The 18,997-nt window shown below is 64.9% G+C and carries 17 protein-coding genes; 11 read left to right on the top strand and 6 right to left on the bottom strand.

The genetic code is table 11. The features are described from left to right. Positions 1 to 111: 111 nt before the first annotated feature. From M1D97_RS06455 to M1D97_RS06440, 4 genes are all read left to right on the top strand, one after another. Positions 112 to 426: a DUF6482 family protein gene (locus M1D97_RS06455; RefSeq protein WP_456269909.1), complete on the top strand. Its 315-nt coding sequence runs from the start codon at positions 112 to 114 to the stop codon at positions 424 to 426. Between the two features lie 130 nt (positions 427 to 556). Continuing rightward, complete coding sequence (locus M1D97_RS06450) at positions 557 to 1,123, top strand: DUF1415 domain-containing protein (protein WP_456269908.1); 567 nt, start codon at positions 557 to 559, stop codon at positions 1,121 to 1,123. Between the two features lie 75 nt (positions 1,124 to 1,198). Then, a complete protein-coding gene (gene dusA, locus M1D97_RS06445; RefSeq protein ID WP_456269907.1) occupies positions 1,199 to 2,236 on the top strand; it encodes a tRNA dihydrouridine(20/20a) synthase DusA in 1,038 nt (345 codons plus the stop codon). A gap of 153 nt (positions 2,237 to 2,389) precedes the next feature. Then, on the top strand, positions 2,390 to 3,367 hold the full coding sequence (locus tag M1D97_RS06440) for an aldo/keto reductase (RefSeq protein WP_456269906.1): 978 nt from the start codon (positions 2,390 to 2,392) through the stop codon (positions 3,365 to 3,367). Between the two features lie 46 nt (positions 3,368 to 3,413). On the opposite strand, the gene M1D97_RS06435 is transcribed toward M1D97_RS06440, so the two are convergent. Both M1D97_RS06435 and M1D97_RS06430 read right to left on the bottom strand, forming a co-directional pair. After that, positions 3,414 to 4,421 (bottom strand): succinylglutamate desuccinylase/aspartoacylase family protein, encoded by a 1,008-nt coding sequence (locus tag M1D97_RS06435; protein WP_456270184.1) that lies wholly within the window; start codon positions 4,419 to 4,421, stop codon positions 3,414 to 3,416. Between the two features lie 49 nt (positions 4,422 to 4,470). Further along, positions 4,471 to 5,238, bottom strand: a complete 768-nt coding sequence (locus tag M1D97_RS06430; protein WP_456269905.1) for a CDP-alcohol phosphatidyltransferase family protein — start codon at positions 5,236 to 5,238, stop codon at positions 4,471 to 4,473. A gap of 298 nt (positions 5,239 to 5,536) precedes the next feature. Between M1D97_RS06430 and M1D97_RS06425 the strand changes: the two genes are divergently transcribed. From M1D97_RS06425 to M1D97_RS06405, 5 genes are read left to right on the top strand one after another with little or no spacing between them, the layout of a single operon-like run. Continuing rightward, positions 5,537 to 6,517 (top strand): zinc-dependent alcohol dehydrogenase, encoded by a 981-nt coding sequence (locus M1D97_RS06425; RefSeq protein WP_456269904.1) that lies wholly within the window; start codon positions 5,537 to 5,539, stop codon positions 6,515 to 6,517. Between the two features lie 26 nt (positions 6,518 to 6,543). Then, entirely contained in the window at positions 6,544 to 6,942 is a 399-nt protein-coding gene (locus tag M1D97_RS06420) for a 6-pyruvoyl trahydropterin synthase family protein (RefSeq protein ID WP_456269903.1), read from the top strand. Beyond that, positions 6,939 to 8,030, top strand: a complete 1,092-nt coding sequence (locus M1D97_RS06415) for a glycosyltransferase family 4 protein (RefSeq protein ID WP_456269902.1) — start codon at positions 6,939 to 6,941, stop codon at positions 8,028 to 8,030. Before M1D97_RS06420 ends, M1D97_RS06415 begins: the two co-directional genes overlap by 4 nt. A 15-nt stretch (positions 8,031 to 8,045) precedes the next feature. Further along, on the top strand, positions 8,046 to 8,945 hold the full coding sequence (locus M1D97_RS06410; protein WP_456269901.1) for a class I SAM-dependent methyltransferase: 900 nt from the start codon (positions 8,046 to 8,048) through the stop codon (positions 8,943 to 8,945). After that, positions 8,942 to 9,952, top strand: coding sequence for a lysylphosphatidylglycerol synthase transmembrane domain-containing protein (locus M1D97_RS06405; RefSeq protein ID WP_456269900.1), 1,011 nt, complete (start codon positions 8,942 to 8,944; stop codon positions 9,950 to 9,952). The genes M1D97_RS06410 and M1D97_RS06405 overlap by 4 nt, the downstream gene beginning before the upstream one ends. Here the strand turns inward: M1D97_RS06405 and M1D97_RS06400 are convergent. Together M1D97_RS06400 and M1D97_RS06395 are read right to left on the bottom strand one after the other, a co-directional pair. Continuing rightward, positions 9,949 to 10,170, bottom strand: coding sequence for a hypothetical protein (locus M1D97_RS06400; RefSeq protein WP_456269899.1), 222 nt, complete (start codon positions 10,168 to 10,170; stop codon positions 9,949 to 9,951). The genes M1D97_RS06405 and M1D97_RS06400 overlap by 4 nt on opposite strands. A gap of 78 nt (positions 10,171 to 10,248) precedes the next feature. Further along, a complete protein-coding gene (locus M1D97_RS06395; protein ID WP_456269898.1) occupies positions 10,249 to 11,118 on the bottom strand; it encodes a RibD family protein in 870 nt (289 codons plus the stop codon). 383 nt (positions 11,119 to 11,501) lie between these two features. On the opposite strand from M1D97_RS06395, the gene M1D97_RS06390 reads away from it, so the two are divergent. Further along, positions 11,502 to 11,645 (top strand): hypothetical protein, encoded by a 144-nt coding sequence (locus M1D97_RS06390; RefSeq protein WP_456269897.1) that lies wholly within the window; start codon positions 11,502 to 11,504, stop codon positions 11,643 to 11,645. Between the two features lie 14 nt (positions 11,646 to 11,659). Here M1D97_RS06390 and recD read toward each other — a convergent pair whose 3' ends face one another. Continuing rightward, positions 11,660 to 13,753, bottom strand: coding sequence for an exodeoxyribonuclease V subunit alpha (gene recD / locus M1D97_RS06385; RefSeq protein WP_456269896.1), 2,094 nt, complete (start codon positions 13,751 to 13,753; stop codon positions 11,660 to 11,662). Next, positions 13,750 to 17,589 (bottom strand): exodeoxyribonuclease V subunit beta, encoded by a 3,840-nt coding sequence (recB, locus tag M1D97_RS06380; RefSeq protein ID WP_456269895.1) that lies wholly within the window; start codon positions 17,587 to 17,589, stop codon positions 13,750 to 13,752. The genes recD and recB overlap by 4 nt, the downstream gene beginning before the upstream one ends. A 189-nt stretch (positions 17,590 to 17,778) precedes the next feature. Between recB and M1D97_RS06375 the strand changes: the two genes are divergently transcribed. Further along, positions 17,779 to 18,834: a C45 family autoproteolytic acyltransferase/hydolase gene (locus M1D97_RS06375; RefSeq protein ID WP_456269894.1), complete on the top strand. Its 1,056-nt coding sequence runs from the start codon at positions 17,779 to 17,781 to the stop codon at positions 18,832 to 18,834. The last annotated feature ends 163 nt before the right edge of the window (positions 18,835 to 18,997 follow it).

Below are 18,997 nucleotides of genomic sequence, written 5' to 3'. Positions count from 1 at the left end.
ATGGGTCGCCGGCGTTTTCATGACAATTTTTAACCCTGTTCATACGGGGCTTTTGAGACGCCCAGGCTACTTTGAGAACAGTCATTGACGACAAAGGCCATGGAGAGGCAAATGAAACTCAACGAACTGACCGAAAAGGCGCACGCCAACCGGATTGACGAGATCGTGATCGAGTCGATGGAAGGCGATATATTTACCCTGCATATTACTGCCGAAGGCGATACCGACACCCTGCTCAATGAGGACGGCACGATCATGACGCCCCAGTCCCTCAATGCGGCCAAGACCCTGCTGCGCGACATCGGCGGCATGGACGGCGTATCGCTCTATTTCAGGCACAGCGTGGCACACGACGAAATGATGGGCTCCGGGGCAGAAACCGCCGATGACCGCATGCCCATCACGCTTGAAGGCGAGGCCCAGTAACGCCATCGTCCCCTGTTGCCCATCGGCAACAGAGTCCCGAGGCTGCACATCGCGCCGCCCGGGGTTAGTATGTGAGCCGCGACCGACGCACTATCGGTCACGGCTCACGCCCCTTCAAAAAGAGTACATCGTGACGATACATCCGCTGGAAGCCACTCGACGCTGGGTGAGAGACTGGGTCATGGTGCAGAATCTGTGCCCGTTTGCGGCCGCCGAGTTCGAACGAGAGCGCATTCGCTATCGCCAGCTCACTGCCGCTGACGACGAAACCCTGCTCATGGCCGTCATCGAGGAGTGCCAGCACCTGGACCGGCATGAGGATACCGAAACCACCCTTCTGGTCCTTACGCCCGGCGCCGAGGATTTCTTTACCTTTCTGGACAAGCTCGACATGGCCGAGCGGCTCATGATCAGTGAAGGCTACGAAGGCGTCTATCAGCTGGCGAGCTTTCATCCCGACTATCTGTTCGGCGACAGCCAGGCCGCCCCCGGCCGTGAAGACGCGGCTGACTACACCAATCGCGCCCCCTTTCCCCTGTTTCATCTGCTGCGCGAAACCAGCCTCGAAGCCGCACTGGCACGCTTTCCTGAACCCGAGCGTATTCCCGAGCGCAATCAGGCACTGCTCAGGGAACACGGCGCGCAGTGGTGTCGCGAGACCCAGCACGCCATCTACCATGGCACGTCGTCGTCCTGATTGGGCGAAACGCCGGGACTGTGAGAAAATAACGGCCTGTTCGAGACCGACCCGTAACGCCGGAAACCATCTGTCATGCCCGCCACGACCCCGATTCACGCCGCAGACACCGCGCGTCGATTTTCCATTGCACCCATGATGGACTGGACGCCGCGCGATCAGCGCGCGTTCGCCCGCACCCTGACCCAACGGGCGCTGCTGTATACCGAAATGGTCACCACCGGCGCTATCCTGCACGGCACACCGCGCGATCGCTTTCTCGGCCATGATGCCCGGGAGTATCCGCTGGCGCTGCAGCTGGGTGGCAGTGACCCGGCAGCGCTGGCCGAATGCGCCGCCATCGCGCAGAGCTGGGGCTATCAGGAGGTCAACCTGAACGTCGGCTGCCCAAGCGATCGCGTACAGAACAACCTGATCGGCGCCTGCCTGATGGGGTATCCCGAGCTGGTGGCACGCTGCGTGACGGCCATGCAGGCGGCGGTCACGATTCCGGTGACGGTCAAGTGCCGTATCGGCATCGATGATCAGGACGAGGACGCGGATCTGGCGCGCTTTATCGACACCGTCGCCGCCGCCGGCTGTTCGACCTTCACCGTGCACGCCCGCAAGGCCTGGCTCGAAGGGCTCTCGCCCAAACAGAACCGGGATGTCCCGCCGCTGAACTATCCGCGCGTGCATCGCCTCAAGGCAGCGCACCCCGAACTGCACATCGGCATCAACGGCGGGCTCAAGAGCATCGATGACTGCCAGCGCGAGCTTGCCCATGTCGACAGCGTCATGGTCGGACGCGAGGCCTACCAGAATCCGTTCATGCTGGCCCGGGTGGACCGCGACATCTTTGGTGAAGCGACCGTACCACCGACGCGGCATGAGGCCATGCAGGCCTTTCGGCCCTATTTGCTCTCGCGCCTTGAATCGGGCGTCCGGCTCAATCACATCACGCGCCATCTGCTCGGGCTTTTCACCGGTTGTCGCGGTGGCCGTCGTTTTCGCCGCTATCTCTCCGAGACCGCCCATCGCCCCGACGCCGGCATCGAAGTCTTTGATCAGGCACTTGAGCTGGTCGATGACGTCGACGCCGAACAGGCCCTGCCGGCCCACATGCCCGGATAACTCCCTGCAGAGCGATCATCGGCTGCCCCGTATACCGGCCGGTGCGTCGTCCCGGTCGCCCCGTCAGAGTTGTCCTTTCCGTCACCCTGGCCATACTTGACGCAGCGTCCGGATCCGGTCCGGGCATGTCACCGCTATCGTCAAGGAGGCGTCATGCGCTTTGAACTGCCGGGCAAAATGGGGCTGGGCACCGCCCCACTGGGCAACATGTATGAAGAGGTGCCGGACACCCGCGCCATCGATACGCTACGCACCGCCTGGGAGGCCGGCATCCGCTATTTCGATACGGCGCCACAGTACGGTGCCGGACTTTCCGAGATGCGTCTGGGGGAGGCGCTGGCCGATGAATCCCGCAACACCTACGTGGTCTCCACCAAGGTGGGCCGTTTGATTCTTGACGAGCAGGAAACCAAACAGGGCATTTTTGCCGATGGTCGCGCCAACAGGGTGGTGTACGACTATTCGGAATCCGCCACCCTGCGCTCCATCGAGGAGAGTCTCGAGCGTCTGAACATGGATCGCATCGATATCGCCTGGATCCATGACTGCGCAGCCGATGCCCACGGCGAGCACTGGGAAGAAGTGCACGATCAGGCCATGAACGGCGCGGCCCGCGCCCTGACACGGCTACGCGAGGAAGGCGTGATTCGTGCCTGGGGGCTGGGCGTCAACCGGGTAGCAGCCTGCACCCGCGCCCTTGAAAGGGCCGATCCCGATGGTTTTCTGCTCGCCGGGCGCTATTCGCTGCTCGACCATGACGGCGCCCTGGAGACCCTGCTGCCGGAGTGCGATCGTCGCGGCGCGCGCCTGGTGATCGGCGGGGCCTATAACTCGGGCATTCTGGCCGGCGGCGATCACTACGACTACAGGCAGGCTTCAGAAGAGATGCGCGAGCGCACCCGAAGGCTTCGCGATATCTGCGACCGCTTCGGGGTCGATATCCGTGCCGTGGCCCTGCAGTTCAGCGCCGCACCGCGCGCCGTCGCCGCCGTCATCCCCGGGACGACCCGCCCCGAGCGCATCGCCGAAAATCAGGCCCTGATGACCACACCAATTCCCGGCGCCCTGTGGCAGACCCTCTGGAACGAAGGGCTGGTTTCGATGGACGCCCCCATCCCCACTACCGTCTGATCCCGGCCCTGCCTGTGCCCTGACGTGCCGGCGTCAGGGCCTGTCGCTACTCGACGCGCGCCTGCCAGGCTTCCACGGCCTGCTCGGCCTCCTCGAGCTCGTGAAAACGGGCAATATGAAAGACCGCCTCGCCCTCGTTGACCAGCGGCAGGTTGCTCATGCCGATCACAATGCCGTCGCTGGAAGCCAGCACGTCGCCCTCCTCATTGCCGAAGGGCCCGGCCACGATCCCCAGCCGCTCACCCTTGACCACACGCGCACCCAGCCGAACCCGTGGACGCAGTACGCCATCGATCGGCGCACGAGCCCAGCTGGAGCTGCGTGCCACCTCGGAAGCCGGCACCCGGCTGCCGCGACCGGCCGGCAGCATGTCCAGCAGTCGCATGACCCGCAGCACGCCGCGCACCCCGGCGCTGATGGCCCACTCATCAAAGCGCAGCGCCTCCCCCGCCTCATAGGTCAGCACCGGAATGCCACGCCGCTCGGCGTATTCCCGCAGACTGCCGCCACGCAGCTCCGCGTTGAGAATTACCGGCGCCCCGAAGGCATCCGCCATGGCCCGGGTCTGCTCGTGGCGCTCCAGCTGGGCGCGAATCTGGGGCAGATTGGTGCGATGAATGGCGCCGGTGTGCAGATCCAGAATATGAGTGGCCAGATCCACCACCTGCTCACGAAAGAGCGCGGCAATGCGCGATCCCAGCGATCCCGAGTCGCTGCCCGGGAAGCAGCGATTCAGATCCCGGCGATCCGGCAGATAGCGACTGTGCTGGACAAACCCGAAGACGTTGACGATCGGCACGCCAATCAGGGTGCCGCGCAGGCGCGACAGCGAGCGCGTCTTGAGCACGCGCCGAACGATCTCCACGCCGTTGATCTCATCGCCATGAATGGCGCCGCACACTAGCATCACGGGGCCGTTGCGACGACCGTGAACGACCTCCACCGGAATGTTGAGCGGCGTGTGGGTATACAAGCGCGCTACCGGCACATCAATCTGGCGGCGCTGACCGGGAAGCACTGTCTCTCCGGCCATTACAAAGGCATCACGGGCCATACGGATACTCATCAAGAGGATTCATGAAGAAAATGGCACACCGAAGTCCCTATCGGCGGCTGGCACCAGAAATGCAGTCCCGGCGGGCGGTATGCCTGTACAGGTGGGCAATGTCCAGCGCAAAGGAAAGCGTCAGCAGCAGCAGTGCCAGTGCCAACAGCAGATTCGACCAGGGCGTCACCACCCAGGGGAGCAGACACGTCATCAGGGTCGAGACCTGCCAGACACAGAGGGTCTTGCGGCGATAGCTGACCGGCAGTTCATTGCGAAGCCAGCGCCATCGCCAGGCGCCGGCCACGAACCCATAGCGCATGGCGCCGATGGCCATGATCCAGACGCCGGCCTTGGCCTGAATGACCAGCATCAGACACAGCATCAGGATAAAAAAGGCATCAAGCTCCATGTCCAGACGCGCCCCGAAGCGACTCTCGGTATGCGTTCGACGCGCCACGAAGCCATCCACGCCGTCAAGCGCCAGGGCCGCCAGCGCCATGGCAAACACCAGCAGATGATGCTCGTTGATAAACGTCGGCAGCGGGATCATGGCCGTCAGCAGCACGATCAGCACCGCGCGCCCCAGCGTGACCCGATTGGCCCAGCCCAGGCGCTGCTGTCCCGCGGGCCAGCCACGAACCATGACGCCGGCCAGCGCCAGATAGACACCGCCGGCGATCCAATAAAACGATACCGGTGCGGTGTAGATGACGTGCAGCAGCCCCGCCAGCAGCATCAGGGCGGCAAATCCGGCCAGCAGCTCCCCGAGCACGCCGGATGCGGGCCAGGTGAAGCGGCGTATGGCGATCCGTTGTTCACTCATGGCGGGGACCTCCAGCACCGTTAGCAGACATCCTTGCCCCTGGCGGCCATGACTCCCAAAAGGCCTGACAGGGACGCACAATCGTCATCGGCATGTCATCATACCCCGGGCAGGGCGCCTGTCGGTATGATAAACCATGTTATCAATATAGCGGTGGCTCACATTGCGTGACGCCCGACGCTCCCCCGCTACAGACTGGCTCAAGCTTTGTACGACGCGGTGAATCCATGGACACTGTCTATACTACCCGGCGCCCTTTTGACGGCACAGGCTCCTTTCATCACGCACAGGGATATCAATGAGCTCGGAACATACCGCCCGCGCCTTCTGGGTCGAAGCCCCCGAACAAGGGACCATTCGAACGCAGCCGCTGACGGCTCCCGGTCCCGATGAAATCAGGGTGCGCGCCTGTTACAGCGCCATCAGCCGGGGCACCGAAACCCTGGTGTTTCACGGCCGGGTCCCCGAAAGCGAATACGCGCGCATGCGCGCCCCGTTTCAGGAAGGGGACTTCCCGGCGCCGGTCAAGTATGGCTATTCAAGCGTGGGCCTGGTGGAAGCAGGCCCGGCGGATCTTGAAGGTCGCTACGTGTTCTGCCTGCACCCCCATCAGGACCGCTACGTGGTCCCCCTCTCCATGGTCATTCCCCTGCCGGAGGCGCTACCGCCCGGGCGCGCCGTGCTGGGGGCCAACATGGAAACGGCGCTCAACGGCCTGTGGGACGCCGCGCCCCGCGTCGGCGACCGCATTGCCGTCATTGGCGCCGGCGTTGTCGGTACCCTCATGGCCTGGCTGTGCCGCAACATCCCGGGCACCCGGGTCGAGCTGATCGACATCGACGACTCGCGCGAGGCCCTGGCCCGGGCGCTGGATATCGATTTCGCCACACCCGGGCAGGCGCGCGGTGAGTGCGACCTGGTCATTCATGCCAGCGGCAGCGAGGGCGGGCTTCAAAAGGCCCTGCATCTGGCCGGGCAGGAAGCCACCATTGTCGAGATGAGCTGGTTCGGCGCGCAGCCGGTGGCCCTGCCGCTGGGTGAGGCATTCCATTCGCGCCGTCTGACGCTGCGGGCCAGCCAGGTCGGTACGGTCTCGCCGTCGCGGGCAGCGCGGCGCACGCATGGTGAGCGCATGACACAGGCCCTGTCGCTGCTGGAAGATGACCGCCTGGACATCCTGATCGATGCCGAGAGTGACTTTGAAGCGCTGCCCGACACCATGGCGCGCGTGACATCTGAGGCCGGCACCCTGTGCCACCGAATTCGCTACAGTTCCTGATTCATTTTTCTTTCCGGAGTTTCGCCATGTACAGCCTTACCGTTCGCGATCACGTCATGATTGCCCACAGTTTCAACGGCCAGATCTTCGGCCCGGCCCAGAAGTTGCACGGCGCCACCTACATCGTGGATGTCACCTTCAAGCGTCCGGAGCTCGACAGGGACGACCTGATCGTCGATATCGGCCTGGCCAGCCAGACGCTCTCTGAAGTGCTCAGCGATATCAACATGCAGAATCTTGACGAGATCGAGGAGTTCAAGGGGCGCAACACCACCACCGAGTTCATGGCGCGGGTCATCTTTGACCGCATGGCCGCCTCGATCGAAGCCGACCAGCTGGGCGAGACCGGCAAGGGGCTGACGGCACTGAGTGTTACCCTGCACGAATCCCACATCGCCTGGGCCAGCTACGAAGGGTCGCTATGAGCATTGAGCGCTCCGTACGCCGCCTGACGCTGATCGTTGCCGGTCGCCCGGATCAGCTGACCGGCGGCTATATCTACGACCGGCGCATCGTCGAGGCGCTGCGCGAGTCCGGTATCGCCGTCGAGGTCATCGGTCTGGATGGACGCTTCCCCTGGCCGGACGATATCGCCCGTGAATCGCTGCAGCGGGCACTGGGGGGCTGCACCGATCGCAGTCTGGTGGTCGTCGACGGGCTGGCCGCCAGTGCCATGCCCGAGGTACTGGCCGTGCACGCCCATCGCCTGACGCTGGTGGGCCTTATCCATCATCCGCTGGGCGATGAAACCGGCCTCGATGACGGCCAGCGGGACACGCTTTTGCAGCTGGAATGTCAGGCGCTGCAGACAGTCGCCGGCATTATCGTGACCAGCCGCTTTACCCGGCGCCGCCTGATCGAGCTGGGCGTTGATGAGGCCCGCATCAGCGTGGTCGAGCCCGGCATCACGCCGGTACCGGTGGCCCCGGCGGACAACGACACGCCGCAACTGTTGTGCATTGCCACCCTGATCCCGCGCAAGGGCCAGCACCTGCTGCTCGAAGCGCTGGCCGATCTCAAGGCGCATGACTGGCACTGTGATCTGATCGGCGATGACACCCGCGACGAGCGCTACACCGAAAGGCTTCGCGAGCTGATCATCGAGCACCAGCTCGAGGCGCGGGTCACCCTCCATGGCGCCCTGCCTCCCGAGGCGCTTGAAGCGCACTGGCGGCAGAGTGACCTGTTTGTGCTGCCCTCCTTCTACGAAGGCTATGGCATGGTCATCACCGAGGCGCTGGCCCATGGCCTGCCGGTGATCACGACCACCGGCGGCGCCCTGGCCGATACCCTGCCCGCCAGTGCCGGCGTTCACGTCCCACCCGATGATGTGCCGGCGCTGCGTCACGCGCTGCGCTCGCTGCTGTTTGAGGACGCCGCTACACGCAGCACGCGGTACCAGGACCTGCGCCAGGGGGCGCTCAAGGCCCGCGAGACCCTCAACGACTGGCCGGGCGCCGCCGACGCGTTTCTCGCCTGCCTCAATCGCCTGCACGCCAGCGCCGTGCCCTGACCGGAGCCAGTGCCAATGACAACATCGCCTTCCAATGAGATGGCCGAGCACAGTGATTTCAGCGCGTCGTGGCTGGCGCTGCGGGAAGCGGCCGATCATCGCGCCCGCGACGAACAGCCGCTGGCCGACGCCTGCCGGCACTGGCTGGCCGAGAGACGGCATCAAACACCGTTGCGATTGCTGGACCTGGGCTGTGGCAGCGGCAACAACCTGCGCTATCTCGCCCCCCGTCTGCCATCGCCCCAGCACTGGACCCTGATCGACCAGGATGCGGCACTGCTGGCCCACGCCCGTGGCGATGGCCGACCCGACCACATCGACGAACTGCACTGTTTGCAGCGTGACCTTTCCCGGCTGGATCAGGCGCTGACGCAGGACGTGCTGGAAAAAACGGCTATTGTCACCGCCTCGGCGCTGCTCGATCTGGTATCCGAACCCTGGCTCGAGACCCTGATCCAGCGATGCGCGTCGCAGCGCTGCGCGGTCTGGCTGGCCATGAGCATCAATGGGGACAACGCCCTTGTTGACCGTGACGACCGCCCTGGCGATGCCGACCTGCTGGCGATGGATCAACGGGTGCAGACACTGATCAGCGCCCATCAGCAGCGCGACAAGGGATTCAACGGCGCGCTGGGCACGCAGGCACCAGCGGTGGCCGCCCGCCTGCTTGAGGCGGCCGGCTATCAGGTGACCCGGGCCAGCGCCCCCTGGCAGCTGGACTGCGCCAGGCCCGACGACGCGCTGCTGGCACGATCGCTTGTGCAGGGTTGGCTGGAGGCCGCGCTGGCGCAGGCACCCGATCTTCATCAGGCCCTGAGGCAGTGGCATGAAACACGCCAGCACCACATTGCGCAGGGCCGTCTCACCATCACCGTGGGGCACACCGATCTGCTGGCCGTGCCCGGGGCGCCATGAGCGCCGGCCAGCCCCGACCGACGCCGGGCAGCACGCCCGGGTATCGACGCCTGCTGAACACATCGATGCTGCGCTGGACGCTGACGCTGCTTCTGCTGGGCAGCGTTATCTGGCTGGTAGACCATGACGCCCTCCTGGCACGGCTGAGCGATCTCTCCCCGGCGTGGCTAAGCCTCGCCCTGCTGATCTCGGTGCCCCAGATCATGCTTTCCGCCTGGCGCTGGCGACTGACCGTCCGCCACATGGGGATGTCGCTTCCCCTGCCTACCGCCATCAGCGAATACTATCTCTCTACCTTTCTCAATCAGATGCTGCCGGGAGGTGTGACGGGGGATCTGGGCCGCGCCTGGCGTCACGGTACGCGCCAGGTGTCTCATGGTGCGGCGCTGCGGGCGGTCATCATCGAGCGCGCCTCGGGGCAGGCCGCCCTGCTGCTGGTGGCGTTGATCACGCTGCTTCTCTTTACGCCGCTGCGTCATGGGCTGGTCGAACGGTTGTCACGGGCCGGTCTGATGTTGCATGAGGACACCGAAGTGCCACACACACTGATCTACGTGACAGTGATGGCAGTTCTGCTGGCAGGGGTATGGGTCCATCGGCACCCACCGTACTGGCTGAGCGCCCTGCGGCGGGATCTGCGGCGCGGGCTCTGGAACCGGCGGTTATGGCTGCGCCAGCTGATGAGCTCACTGGCCATCGTAATGAGCTACATGCTGGTCTTTGTCTGCTGCGCCAGAGCGCTGGGAGAGCCGTTATCGACCACCGTACTGCTGGCGCTGACGCCACCGGTGCTGATGGCGATGGCCATTCCACTGTCCGTGGCGGGCTGGGGAATCCGGGAGAGCGCAGCGGCGCTGATCTGGATACTGGCCGGTCTTCCCGCCCAGCAGGGCGTGGCCATTTCGATGACCTACGGGGCCGTCATACTGCTGTCGAGTCTGCCCGGCGCCGTGGTCCTGCTGCTGGGACGACACGTCACCTTTCGGCAACTGTTTGGCCGGGGTTAGGGCAGCACGCTGACGATACCGCTATCGTCGCTGCTGTCCTGGTCGCTTTCGTCGGCCGTGGCCTCGTCACCGGGCATCGAGCCGGACATCACGCCGCTGGCGGCGTCCTGCTTGAGATTCCACTGTCGCTCCTGCCGGCCCTGATCAAGCGTCAACCAGATCCCGGACGCGACCAGCGTTAGGCCGAATACCAGCGATAACAACCCTTTCACACTCATTTTCAGGCTCCAGTCAATGGCGAGAGGACCCTGGCATTGTCCCGGAAAGACAGTCAAACAAGGGCCTGAAAAGAGAGGTTAATCCATGTCTGTTTGTTCGACAGGCGTCAGGTCGAGATCAAACAGCACATCATCTCCCAGCGTGTAATGACGCGCCGACGGGCGCAAGGCCCGACTCAGACACTCGATTACCGGCAGGGTCAGGGAGGGCCTGCCCGAGCCGATGATCATGGGCGTGACCATGCTGTGCAGACGATCCAGACAGCCCTGCTGCAGAAAGCGCGACACGGTCATGCCCCCGCCTTCCACCAGCACGCGATGCAGCCCCTGACGCCCCAGAATCTCGATGACCTCGCGGGGGTCGACCCCCGCGTCTCCCACCGTCAGCCCCAGAACGTTGACGTTGTGTCCGTGACGCGCGTGACAGGCCTGCCAGGGCGCTACCTGTGCATGTGCTACCAGATGCAGCGTCGGGGCGCTGTCATCCTCGAAGACAAAGCGGCGCTCGGGCATGCGCCCGCGCGGGTCCAGCACGACCCGCACGGGATGCGCACCGCTGACATGACGCACGGTCAGACGCGGGTCGTCCGTGGCCACGGTGCCGGCACCGACCACTACGGCATCGACCACCGCCCGCAGCGCATGCAGATGCACCAGCCCCTCATGTCCGGTCACGTAGTACGACGCCCCGCACTCCGTGGCGATGCGTCCGTCGAGACTCTGTCCCAGCTGCGCCATCACCAGCGGCGTGGCACGTGCCACCAGCGGCAGCATGATATCAAAAAGCTGCGACGCCGAAGCCTCGATGTCATCGCTACAGTGCCACTCGCCTCCGGCCGTTATTGACACCATATCGTGCTGATAAGAGCGTCCGCCCGACCAGTCGAAACGGCGCGCACGCAATACATGATCCCAGGCCTGTGCCCTGGAAAGGGTTGTTGCTGCCATACGTGATGATTCCCTGGTGCGTTGCTGATCCATCACATGTCACGAAAGCCCTGTCGCCCCGGCTCCCGACATGCGCACATGCTGACCCTGATCGTTACAGGAAGATTCTTGTACAAGTTTCCCGAAACCCCTGACATTTCCCCGGGAGGCCGTGTCATGACATCTTTAGAGGCTCGAAACCCCCTGACTGCAGGCCTTCAGAGAACAGCGTTCAGAAATTCAACGTCAGCTGATTGTGAAAATTAATGAGCCCTGACTGGCAACCCATCACCTCCTGTACAAATAATGTACAAGAATTAAAGCCCTTGCATGGCGGCGCCCATCACGACACGACGACGTACTGCCATCAGCACATGTCGATCATCCAGAGAGGAGATACTGTCATGTCTGCAAACGATTATCTGCGCGTTCACAATACGCGCCTGGCCGATATGGAAGCCCTCCCCCGAGAGCTGCTGTGCCGCTATCTGGCCACCTGTCCGGCCGTGGTTCGTTACCAGCTGCTGACACGCCTGTGCCAGCGCTGAAGGCGCCATGGTGCTTACGCGTCAAGGCGTCTGCCCACGCCGGACGCCCGCCATGTCTGTTTGAGCGCGGCATTTTCAATGGCTCCGGCAAAGGCGGTCATGATCAGACAGTGTGATCTGGCCCGGGTGATCCCGGTATAGACCAGTTCTCGCGTCATGATCGGATTGGGCCGGTCGGGCAGTACCAGCAGCACCCGGTCAAATTCCGAACCCTGCGACTTGTGTACGGTCATCGCAAAGGCCGTTTCCACCCCGCCCAGCCGGCCCGGCAATACAGCGCGCACGCCCTCGCCGGAGGGGTGCGGGAAAAACACCCGCAGCCGGCCCGAGGCGCCGTCATGACGAGCGTCATCGGCAGGCATGACCATCGCAATGCCGATGTCCCCGTTATATAACCCCAGCTGCGGATCATTGCGCGTGACCATTACCGGCCGGCCGGCGTACCAGCCACGGGTACCGCCCACCAGCTTCTCCCGAAAGAGCGCCTCGACAATGGCGTCATTGAGCCCTTCCACACCCCACGGCCCGCGACGCAGCGCGCAAAGCACCTGAAAGCGCGAGAAAAGCGCCAGTACCGCTTCCGGCCCGGCGCCCTCGGCCATGGCGCTGAGCGCCCGGCGATAGCCACTGACCGCCTGGCGTATCAGTGCCGTCGAAGAATCGCGAACCACCTGAAGCTCGATATCCTCAAAGCCTGCCTGCCAGCAGTGCCTGATCGCCTCCGGACTACCGCGATTGATAGCCCGCGCCAGCGCACCGATGCCCGAATGCTCATGAAAACGATAGCTTTTTTGCAGTACCACCACATGATCGGCAAGCATTGATACTGGCGCGTCCGGTGCCGGCAGGGACTGGCCGGCCGCCCTTTCCATCAGCTGCTGCACGGCTTCGCTGCATCGCCCCTTGTCGGCGCCCTCGCAGAGATCCCCCAGTACGGCGCCGGCCTCGACGGAGGCAAGCTGGTCGCGATCGCCCAGCAGGATCAGCCGCGCGTGGCTCGGCAGCGCCGCCAGCAGCGCGGCCATCAGCTCCAGATCCACCATGGAGGCTTCATCCACGACCAGCACATCCAGCGCCAGCGGATGATCCCCATCATGGCGAAAATGGCGGCTGTCACGCTGTACGCCCAGCAGCCGATGAAGCGTGGTGGCCTCCCGCGGCAGGGCCGCGCGCACCGCGTCGCTGACGTCCAGCGCCGCCACCGCCCCGCTCAGCGACTGGGACAGTCGGGCCGCGGCCTTGCCGGTGGGCGCGGCCAGATGAGTGATCAGCGCGCGCCCCTGCTCGTTCAGGGCGCTCTCCTGCAACAGCGCCAGAAGGCGCGTCACCGTGGTGGTCTTGCCGGTGCCCGGCCCGCCGGAGATCACGGTCAGCCGGTGGCGCAGCGCCATGGCGCAGGCCACCTTCTGCCAGTCGGGCCCGGCAGCCGCGTCCGGCGCATGAAACAGTGCCTCGAGACGCGCCATCATCTCGTCGCTGACTGCATTCGCATCGGCCATCAACGCCTGAAGGTGGGCCACGACGCTGCATTCGTGCTGCCAGAAACGGCGCAGATAGAGCCTCTGCTCCTCCAGTACCAGCGGCCGGGCCATGTCATCCTGCGCGCCCCGCCCGGTCACGCCGGACGCCTGCAGGCGCTCGCACCACGTCTCGACATGAGAGACCTCAAGCGCCGTCAGGAGCGCGCCGGGACTAACAACGCCGGCCGCCTCTCCCGACGGTTGGCCGTCCTGCGGCGGCAGGGAGAGCACCGCATCCGGGTCGCGCAGGGCATGGTCGAGATCCAGACAGATATGTCCGCGCCCCAGCTGGTGGCTGACCAGCGCCGCGCTCAACATCACCAGCGGGTCGCCGCCCGGTTCGCGCGCGCTCACGAAACGGGCCAGATGGGCATCCAGCGGCCTCAGCCAGCCCACCGCAATCCAGCGCTCGAGCTGCTGTGTGATCAGGGCCGTGTCCACAGCATCTGTCGGTCGCTCTGCCTCCGGCGCCGGCCCGGGCTCGAACCGGGCGTCATCTCCCGGCACAACGCCGTCGGTATCCGGTGTCTCCAGCGGTTCGTCGAACAGGGAAAACTGGCCGCTATCGGTGTCCCCGGTACGAGTCATGCCCCTTCTCCTGCTGCTATCGACGTGTGCCCGGCGCTGTCGTCATTCAGGGCGCGCTCGCCTTCGGCCAGCAACCGATCCAGCGTCTCGATCAGCGCCCGTGCCGGACGGCGATACAGCACGCCACGCCCGCCTTCGGCCGTCATGCCGCGCAGAAAGAGATAGAGCACCCCACCCAGGTGGTGATCATAGTCATAGTCCGGCAGCCGGCTTCTCAGGTGGCGGTGCAGCGCCAGGGTATAGAGCACGTACTGAATGTCATAGCGGTGTGACACCACCGAGGCCACCATGGCCGCCTGATCATAATCTTCCAGAGTGTCCCCCAGGTGGTTGGACTTCCAGTCGATCACGTAAAAGCGCCCGTCGTGTTCGATAACCAGATCAATATAGCCCTTGAGCATACCGGCCAGCGTTCGGGGAGCCAGCTCTGCCCGTATCCCCGGCAGCGGCTCATGCTCACGAATCAGCGTATCCAGACGGCGGCTGCTGATGCCCTGTGCCGGCAGCCAGAACTCCAGCTCGCTGCGCCAGCCATCCAGTCGATCCAGCGACAGCCCCGAAAGATTCGGATGCAGCGGCGCCGTCAGCACCGCGCAGCACCAGTCATGCAGCACCATGACCCAGTGCGGATCCAGGTTGGCGCGCTGCACCCGCTGGCGAATCAGACGATGGAGCTCGTCCCGGTAGCGTGCCCCCGACTCATTCAGCTCGCTCAGGCGATCGATATCGATGCTTTCCAGCAGCGCATGCAAAAAGGTGCCCGCCCGCGGGCCGCGGGGAAAATCGAGCAGACGACGCACCGGCGGCAACGGGATGGGGCTGGTCTCGTTCAGCACCTCCAGGTCAAGCGCCGGGTCCTGTTCCTCGAGCATGGCCTCGCGCGCCTGGCGAGTCATGTCACCGGGCTGGCGGGCGCCCTCGACCAGCGCCGTATAGGAGGCCACCCACCAGTCGCGATCGATGCGTCCGGTAAAGCGGCGTGCCCGGCCCATCTCCGGCGCCTCGCCGGCCACGGGAGCGGCCTGCGCGGGCCCGGTCGGCGGCGCGGTCAGGGCAATGCTGCCCGGGGTGACCAGATTGGTCAGCACCTCGCGCAGGGTGGCGGTATCCAGCGACGTGCACGCCCCGTGCTGACACAGCAGCGCCCCCAGCGCGGCGCCCGACAGGGTCGTCGCCCCCGCCGGCGTCTCCTTGCGCGGCGTCCCCTTGTAGATCGGCCCGACTCCCAGCCGACACAGATAGCGCGCCCGCGTCAGCGCCACATACAAAAGGCGCAGGTCCTCCTGCAGGCGACTCCGGTCAGCCCGGGTGCGCTGCTCGTCGCTGAACTGCATGACCAGCGAGGCGCCGTGGGCATCGTCGCTGAGCATCAGCGTTTTGCTTTTGCCATCCACCTCGCGGTGGTCGGCGATAAAGGGCAGATAGACCAGCGGATATTCGAGCCCCTTGGACTTGTGAATGGTGATGACCCGCACCAGGGTGTCATCGCTCTCCAGCCGCAGGATCAGCGATTGCGGGTCCATGCCGCTGTCAAAGCGTCCGGCCAGCGACTGATGCCACCAGCGCAGCAGCGCCTGCTCACCATCCAGCTGCGCACTGGCGGTCTGTGCCAGCTCGCCCAGATGGAGCACATCCGTCAGCGCCCGTTCACCGTCGACCTGCGTCAAAAGCCGGGCGGGAATATCAAAATCGCGCATGATCACGCGCAGCATCGGCAGCACGCCCTGACGCTGCCAGAGGCGATGATAGCCATCAAAGCGCTCGACCATCGCCTCCCATTCAAGCTCGTCGGCTTCCAGACGCGCCACCTCGGCCAGCGAGTCGCTCATGAGCCGGGTCGCCAGCGCCGCCCGCAGGGAGCGGTCGTTACGGGGATGGGCGCAGGCCTCCAGCAGCTGCAGCAGGTGAAATGCCTCGCGCGACTCGAATACCGAAGTTTTCTGGCTCAGATAGACCGAGCGAATCCCGCCTTCCAGCAGCTTCTGGCGCACCCGCATGGCCTCACTGCCGGTGCGCACCAGAATGGCGATATCCGCCGGTTTCAAGGGCCTGAGCTCACCATCGCCCCCCTGAAAGCCGGTCTCGCCGCGGCGCCCCCCCGACAGCAGCCGGGCGATATCGGCACAGGTGGCCTCGGCCATGGTGTCGAGATAGTCATCACGTTTCACCGACTCATCGCTGTCCATGTGCCAGCAGGTCAGCGCCTCGACCGCCTCCCCGGCCTCGACAAACACTTCATCACGCCCCTGAGCGGTTACCGGCTCGTAGGGAATCTCTGCCAGCTGAAAGGGATCGTCGGTAGCAAAGAGCCGATTGACGGCATCAACCATCGTCCGGGTCGAGCGAAAGTTGCGATCCAGCGTGTAGCGCTGATCCACGTGGCGGCGCGCCTGCAGATAGGTCTCGATATCGGCGCCACGAAAGCCGTAGATGGCCTGGCGCGGGTCGCCGATCATCAACAGCGCAGTGGGCACATCAGAGGTGTCCGACAATGCCGGCCCCGTGTCCGTCGCGTCGCCTGCCGGCGCCAGCCCCGCCATCTGTTGCGGCATGGCGTAGATAGTGGCAAAGATCCGGTACTGCACCGGGTCGGTATCCTGAAACTCGTCAATCATCGCCACCGGCAGGTTGTGGCGAATGCGCGCCGCCAGACGTGCCCCGGCCGGCCCCGCCAGTGCCTCATCCAGACTGTTGAGCAGATCGTTGAAATCCCACATGCCGCGCCGACGCTTTTCGCGGGCCAGCGCGTCGGCCAGCGCATCCCGGGCATGGGCCAGTACCTGGGCGCGCACGGTGGCCTGCTGATCCCGCTGCTCCTCGACCAGGGTCTCGAACTGCGACAGCGCCTCGAAAAAGGGATGCGCCGGTGGTGCATGACCCTTTTTGGCGCCGTCCTGCAGACGCGTACTCGAACACCACAGCCGCTTTTTCGTATCCCGGAGCGTGTCGTCGGGCGTATCGTGCTCGCCCGTCATCCACTGCCCCAGCGCGGTCAGGCGCGCCTCCAGATCCGCCGGTCGAAACAGGTTGGCCTTGAGCGTGCCGCCTTCGATCGCCTCTCGAAGCAGCGCCGTGATCTCGTCACCACAGGTCTGCCACAGCTCGCGCAGCCGGGCCAGATGGGCCTCGCCCTGCGCCAGCCCCTGATCCAGCCGGCCCAGCGCGTCATCGATGGCCGCCGGTGCCTGAATCAGCCGCTCGCCCAGCATCAGTGCTCGCGGGCGACCGCCGTGCAGCAGCAGATCAATCTCCTGCTGCAGATCCCCTGGCGTCTCCCACCACTGCGCCAGCAGCCGCTGGCGCGCCGTGGACTGCTGATAGAACTGGCGCCGCCAGTAGTCCTCGACCAGCGAGGTGAACAGCGCGCTGCTGTCCGGCACCAGCTCGCTGGCAAACAGCGCGCCGCTGTCGAAGGCGTGGCGCTTGAGCATGCGCTGGCAAAAGCCGTGAATGGTGAAGATGGCCGCGTCGTCCATCACCCGGGCGGCAGCGTCGAGCCGCGAGGCCGCCCGCTCGCGATCATCGATGTCGATATCCGCCAGCAGCCGGTCCAGCACGGCGTCGCTTGCGGCACGTCCCAGCAGCACTTCGCGGGCCTGACGCAATCGGGCGCGAATGCGGTCGCGCAGCTCTTCGGTGGCGGCCTCGGTAAAGGTCACCACCAGGATTTCCGGCGGCATCAGGGGGCGCGGATAGGCAGCGTCACCGCCATGACCCAGCACCAGGCGTACATACAGGGCGGCCAGCGTAAAGGTCTTGCCGGTACCGGCGCCGGCCTCGATCAGGCGGCGGCCATTCAGCGGTAGTGTGGGGATATCAAGCGATGTTGTGGTCATGGCCGCATTACATCATCGCCGGGCGTCATGTGCCATGGGCCATGGCCGCCCGGCGGGCGCCGAACACCGCCTGCAGGCCCCGGTGCCGGGGCGCGATGCATCGCAGCAGCCTGATACAGCACTCGACGAATCGGGTTGCGAGGCTCATGCTGACAGCGTGACAAGGTGAAATAACAACAGGAGAGCGACGTGGTCAAACATATCGATGTTCGAGGCACCCATTTCGAGATCGGTGAAGCGCACGGTCGGCAGGCTGCGTCGGAAATCGCCATCAGTCTGGCGACCTATCGCCGGATGTTTGAGGACATGGCCGGGCTCGACTGGGACGGCGCACGCTATGAGGCCGAGCGTTTCAAGGCGGCCATCGAGCACGTCTGTCCGGAGCTTCTCGAAGAGATGGCCGGCATCGCCCGGGGGGCCGATATCGACCCGCTGGATGTGCTGGTGCTCAACGCACGCAGCGAGATCGCCCTTACCCATGCCGGCGAGCCCGTCCAGCCGGATGGCTGCTCGGCCCTCTTCCAGCGCGACAGTGCCAGCGGCGCCCAGTGGCTGGCCCAGAACTGGGACTGGAAGCATGCCCAGCGCGACGCCATCATTCACATGACCCTGCGCGCACCGGACAAGCCGGCGATCGAGATGGTGACCGAGGCCGGCATCATCGGCAAGATCGGCTTCAACGAGCACGGCGTGGGGGTCTGTCTCAACGCGCTGCGCACCCGGATCTGCAAGCCGAAGCTGCCGGTGCACATCATGCTGCGACGGGTGCTGGAAAGTGACGGCGTCGAACACGCCCTCGACATGATCGATGAGGTCGGTGTGGCCTCGCCGGCGCACTTTTTGATTGCCGATGCCACCGGCCACGCCGCCGGCGTCGAAGTCTCCCCGATGGGCGACAGCGCCATGACGCCGCGCCACGGGCGGCTCTGCCACACCAACCATCTGATCGCCAGGCATCTGCCGCCCGGCCTTGAGGACTTTCCGCGCGAGGACTCCTTTACCCGGCTCGAACGCCTGCGCGAGCTGGCCGCCGGCAGCGAGCCCTCCTTCGAGACGCTTCGCGCCCACTTGAGCGATGAGCAAAATGCCCCGGATGCCATCAATCGGCACGAGAACCCGGACGTGCCCGAGGGCGAGCGCATGGAAACGCTTTTTACCATCGTCATGAACCTGACGGAAAGGCGTGCCGAGCTGAGCCCGGGCCGGCCTTCCGCCCAGCCCGATATCATCGAGCTATCCCTGTGACCCCGGGATGTGCTGCGCTGCAATATGGCGCAGCCCATCTCGCCAGGGGCCGCTCTATTCCATGGGCCTATTGCCTGAGCGCTTCATGCCAAAAGCGTGGCTGTGCCACGCTTTCAAGTGACGGTCAGGGTGCCTTGGTCTGTTGGAAAGGATAACGGTATAT

This window comes from Kushneria sp. AK178 (genome assembly GCF_053903105.1).
The sequence above is the reverse complement of the archived record's forward strand: the minus strand, read 5'-3'. Positions and strand labels throughout refer to the sequence as shown.